Source organism: Acinetobacter psychrotolerans (assembly GCF_048552595.1).
Taxonomy (GTDB): domain Bacteria; phylum Pseudomonadota; class Gammaproteobacteria; order Pseudomonadales; family Moraxellaceae; genus Acinetobacter.
Genome location: NZ_JBIMDK010000036.1, coordinates 1 through 5,559, shown reverse-complemented (window position 1 = coordinate 5,559; position 5,559 = coordinate 1). Strand labels below are relative to the sequence as shown.

Sequence of the window (5,559 nt, the reverse complement as noted above, 5' to 3'; positions counted from 1 at the left end):
AAAAAACACCCCCTCTGCGTTAGCGGAGGGGGTGTTTAAATTTAAAAGCTGGCGATGACTTACTCTCACATGGGTAACCCCACACTACCATCAGCGCAAAGAGGTTTCACTTCTGAGTTCGGGAAGGGATCAGGTGGTTCACTCTTGCTATTGTCGCCAGCAAACTGTTATGACTTTGCGTTTGGTCTTATCTTTTCAGTGCCGTTGCTTGGTCAAATATGTTTAACAGGTTATCATTTGAGTTGAAGTTTATGTCTTAGCGTTAACTAAATCAAGTGTTTCTCTGTTCTTTCGAACAGTAATGAATCGATCGAGCATATACAACTGCTTGGGTGTTGTATAGTCAAGCCTCACGAGCAATTAGTATTGGTCAGCTTCATGCGTCACCGCACTTCCACATCCAACCTATCAACGTCGTAGTCTTCAACGGCTCTTTAGAGGACATATAGTCCTAGGGAAATCTTATCTTGAGGTAGGCTTCCCGCTTAGATGCTTTCAGCGGTTATCCCTTCCGAACATAGCTACCCGGCGATGCAACTGGCGTTACAACCGGTACACCAGAGGTTCGTCCACTCTGGTCCTCTCGTACTAGGAGCAGATCCTCTCAAATTTCCAACGCCCACGGTAGATAGGGACCGAACTGTCTCACGACGTTCTAAACCCAGCTCGCGTACCTCTTTAAATGGCGAACAGCCATACCCTTGGGACCTGCTTCAGCCCCAGGATGAGATGAGCCGACATCGAGGTGCCAAACACCGCCGTCGATATGAACTCTTGGGCGGTATCAGCCTGTTATCCCCAGAGTACCTTTTATCCGTTGAGCGATGGCCCTTCCATACAGAACCACCGGATCACTAAGACCTACTTTCGTACCTGCTCGACTTGTGGGTCTCGCAGTTAAGCGCGCTTTTGCCTTTATACTCTACGCGTGATTTCCGACCACGCTGAGCGCACCTTCGTACTCCTCCGTTACTCTTTAGGAGGAGACCGCCCCAGTCAAACTACCCACCAGACATGGTCCTCGCTCCAGATAATGGAGCAGAGTTAGAACCTCAATATTACCAGGGTGGTATTTCAAGATTGGCTCCATAGCAACTAGCGTCGCTACTTCAAAGCCTCCCACCTATCCTACACAAGTAAGATCAAAGTTCAATGTCAAGCTGCAGTAAAGGTTCACGGGGTCTTTCCGTCTAGCCGCGGGTACACCGCATCTTCACGGCGAATTCGATTTCACTGAGTCTCTGCTGGAGACAGCGCCCCCATCATTATGCCATTCGTGCAGGTCGGAACTTACCCGACAAGGAATTTCGCTACCTTAGGACCGTTATAGTTACGGCCGCCGTTTACTGGGGCTTCGATCAAGAGCTTCGCTTACGCTAACCCCATCAATTAACCTTCCAGCACCGGGCAGGCATCACACCCTATACGTCCACTTTCGTGTTTGCAGAGTGCTATGTTTTTAATAAACAGTTGCAGGGGCCTGGTTTCTGTGGCTGCCGACCGCTCAGGGAGTAAATCCCATCACCGTCAGCAGCGTACCTTCTCCCGAAGTTACGGTACCATTTTGCCTAGTTCCTTCAGCAGAGTTCTCTCAAGCGCTTTGGTCTACTCGACCTGACCACCTGTGTCGGTTTCGGGTACGATTCCTGTGTAACTGAAGCTTAGAGACTTTTCCTGGAAGTATGGTATCAGCCACTTCGCTAGTAAACTAGCTTGCTATCAGTCCTCAGCATAGAGTACCCCGGATTTGCCTAAGATACATGCCTACAACCTTTCACCTGGACAACCAACGCCAGGCTGACTTAACCTTCTCCGTCCTCTCATCGCATTACACAGAAGTATTGGAATATTAACCAATTTCCCATCGACTACGCCTCTCGGCCTCGCCTTAGGGGTCGACTCACCCAGCCCCGATTAACGTTGGACTGGAACCCTTGGTCTTTCAGCGTGCGAGTTTTTCACTCGCATTGTCGTTACTCACGTCAGCATTCGCACTTCTGATACCTCCAGCATACTTCTCAATACACCTTCATCGGCTTACAGAACGCTCCCCTACCACGTGCAATAAATTGCACATCCGCAGCTTCGGCATATAGTTTTAGCCCCGTTACATCTTCCGCGCAGGCCGACTCGACTAGTGAGCTATTACGCTTTCTTTAAAGGATGGCTGCTTCTAAGCCAACCTCCTAGCTGTCTATGCCTTCCCACATCGTTTCCCACTTAACTATAATTTTGGGGCCTTAGCTGGCGGTCTGGATTGTTTTCCTCTTGACTACGGACGTTAGCACCCGCAGTCTGTCTCCCGGATAGTACTCATTGGTATTCGGAGTTTGCATCGGTTTGGTAAGTCGGGATGACCCCCTAGCCGAAACAGTGCTCTACCCCCAATGGTATTCGTCCGAGGCGCTACCTAAATAGCTTTCGGGGAGAACCAGCTATCACCGAGTTTGATTAGCCTTTCACCCCTATCCACAAGTCATCCCCTGGCTTTTCAACGACAGTGGGTTCGGTCCTCCAGTTAGTGTTACCCAACCTTCAACCTGCTCATGGATAGATCACCCGGTTTCGGGTCTACACCCAGCAACTAAACGCCCTATTAAGACTCGATTTCTCTACGGCTCCCCTATGCGGTTAACCTTGCTACTGAATGTAAGTCGCTGACCCATTATACAAAAGGTACGCAGTCACCGGACACAATGCCGGCTCCCACTGCTTGTATGCATGCGGTTTCAGGATCTATTTCACTCCCCTCACAGGGGTTCTTTTCGCCTTTCCCTCACGGTACTGGTTCACTATCGGTCAGTCAGGAGTATTTAGCCTTGGAGGATGGTCCCCCCATATTCAGACAAGGTTTCACGTGCCTCGCCCTACTCGTCATCATTATGTGTGCCCTTTCGTGTACGGGACTATCACCCTCTACGGTAGCACTTCCCAGAGCTTTCCGCTAAAACACACATAACTTAATGGGCTGATCCCCGTTCGCTCGCCGCTACTAAGGGAATCTCAATTGATTTCTTTTCCTAAGGGTACTGAGATGTTTCACTTCCCCTCGTTCGCCTCGCATGACTATGTATTCATCATGCGATACCTACCTTATGGTAAGTGGGTTTCCCCATTCAGAAATCTCCGGATCATAGGATATTTGCCGCCTCCCCGAAGCTTATCGCAGGCTATTACGTCTTTCATCGCCTCTGACTGCCAAGGCATCCACCACATGCACTTAATTACTTGACTATACAACCCCAAACAGTCGTTAACACCCTACAAGTGATGTAACAACAGAGTCAGCCTTACGACCTTCTCATACAGTTTGTTGTCTGTAGATTTAACTACAGTACAGCTTCAATCTAATTCATATACCAAAACGCTTGATTCAGTTAATCGCTAGTGCTCATTCATTTGAATAAATTCAAACAAACGAGTTTAAACAATTTATTTCAACTCAAATTCTAATCTGTTAATGATTAACTACCGCCTCGTCAGCGAGTAGCAAACTGTGATAAATCACAGAACTTAATAAACTTCAACGTTCATTAAATTCTATAAACTATCTTGGTTCTTTCTTAGTTCATTGTATAACAATGAATAAATGGTGGAGACTAACGGAGTCGAACCGTTGACCTCCTGCGTGCAAAGCAGGCGCTCTACCAACTAAGCTAAGTCCCCAGCTTAAGATCATAAATATCTGATTTTCTATAACTGTATAGTTAGAATGGTGGGTCTGGGCAGACTTGAACTGCCGACCCCACGCTTATCAAGCGTGTGCTCTAACCAACTGAGCTACAGACCCTCAGATATTTTAATGAAGAACAACTTGTTGTGGATTCTTACCGATCGTCAATCTTTCGTTAAGGAGGTGATCCAGCCGCAGGTTCCCCTACGGCTACCTTGTTACGACTTCACCCCAGTCATCGGCCACACCGTGGTAAGCGTCCTCCTTGCGGTTAGACTACCTACTTCTGGTGCAACAAATTCCCATGGTGTGACGGGCGGTGTGTACAAGGCCCGGGAACGTATTCACCGCGGCATTCTGATCCGCGATTACTAGCGATTCCGACTTCATGGAGTCGAGTTGCAGACTCCAATCCGGACTACGATCGGCTTTTTGAGATTAGCATCCTATCGCTAGGTAGCAACCCTTTGTACCGACCATTGTAGCACGTGTGTAGCCCTGGTCGTAAGGGCCATGATGACTTGACGTCGTCCCCGCCTTCCTCCAGTTTGTCACTGGCAGTATCCTTAAAGTTCCCGACATTACTCGCTGGCAAATAAGGAAAAGGGTTGCGCTCGTTGCGGGACTTAACCCAACATCTCACGACACGAGCTGACGACAGCCATGCAGCACCTGTATGTAAGCTCCCGAAGGCACCAATCCATCTCTGGAAAGTTCTTACTATGTCAAGACCAGGTAAGGTTCTTCGCGTTGCATCGAATTAAACCACATGCTCCACCGCTTGTGCGGGCCCCCGTCAATTCATTTGAGTTTTAGTCTTGCGACCGTACTCCCCAGGCGGTCTACTTATCGCGTTAGCTGCGCCACTAAAGTCTCAAAGACCCCAACGGCTAGTAGACATCGTTTACGGCATGGACTACCAGGGTATCTAATCCTGTTTGCTCCCCATGCTTTCGTACCTCAGTGTCAGTATTAGGCCAGATGGCTGCCTTCGCCATCGGTATTCCTCCAGATCTCTACGCATTTCACCGCTACACCTGGAATTCTACCATCCTCTCCCATACTCTAGTCTCCCAGTATCGAATGCAATTCCTAAGTTAAGCTCAGGGATTTCACATCCGACTTAAAAGACCACCTACGTACGCTTTACGCCCAGTAAATCCGATTAACGCTTGCACCCTCTGTATTACCGCGGCTGCTGGCACAGAGTTAGCCGGTGCTTATTCTGCGAGTAACGTCCACTCTCTATAGGTATTATCTATAGGAGCCTCCTCCTCGCTTAAAGTGCTTTACAACCAAAAGGCCTTCTTCACACACGCGGCATGGCTGGATCAGGGTTCCCCCCATTGTCCAATATTCCCCACTGCTGCCTCCCGTAGGAGTCTGGGCCGTGTCTCAGTCCCAGTGTGACGGATCATCCTCTCAGACCCGTTACAGATCGTCGCCTTGGTAGGCCTTTACCCCACCAACTAGCTAATCTGACTTAGGCTCATCTATTAGCGCAAGGTCCGAAGAGCCCCTGCTTTCCCCCGTAGGGCGTATGCGGTATTAGCATTCCTTTCGAAATGTTGTCCCCCACTAATAGGCAGATTCCTAAGTATTACTCACCCGTCCGCCGCTAAATTCAGTAGCAAGCTACTTTCATCCGCTCGACTTGCATGTGTTAAGCCTGCCGCCAGCGTTCAATCTGAGCCATGATCAAACTCTTCAGTTTAATATTGCTTAGTGCCTTAAAGGGCACCAATCTTGGCTCATCAATTTTCTGACAAATTTTTCTCAAATAAACTTCGAGTAATTTCTACCATCAAATCAATGAAATAATTTCGATTGATCAATCAGTAAAAATCCACACAAGTTGTTCTTCATAATCTCTTAATGATCTTCTT

Annotated in this window: 2 tRNA genes and 3 rRNA genes; all 5 read right to left on the bottom strand. The window is 48.4% G+C overall.

From position 1 onward, the window contains the following. Positions 1-46 precede the first annotated feature (46 nt). The 5 genes from rrf to ACG94X_RS16645 all read right to left on the bottom strand — a co-directional run bounded on the left by rrf (position 47) and on the right by ACG94X_RS16645 (position 5,387). A 5S ribosomal RNA gene (rrf, locus tag ACG94X_RS16665) occupies positions 47-161 on the bottom strand. A gap of 178 nt (positions 162-339) precedes the next feature. Next, a 23S ribosomal RNA gene (locus ACG94X_RS16660) occupies positions 340-3,234 on the bottom strand. Between the two features lie 356 nt (positions 3,235-3,590). Continuing rightward, positions 3,591-3,666, bottom strand: a tRNA-Ala gene (locus ACG94X_RS16655). Positions 3,667-3,713: 47 nt separating this feature from the next. Further along, positions 3,714-3,790 (bottom strand) — tRNA-Ile (locus ACG94X_RS16650). A 59-nt stretch (positions 3,791-3,849) separates the two neighbouring features. Then, positions 3,850-5,387: ribosomal RNA gene (locus ACG94X_RS16645) — 16S ribosomal RNA — on the bottom strand. The 16S, 23S and 5S rRNA genes sit together here with 2 tRNA genes alongside, the layout of an rRNA operon. Between the last annotated feature and the right edge of the window lie 172 nt (positions 5,388-5,559).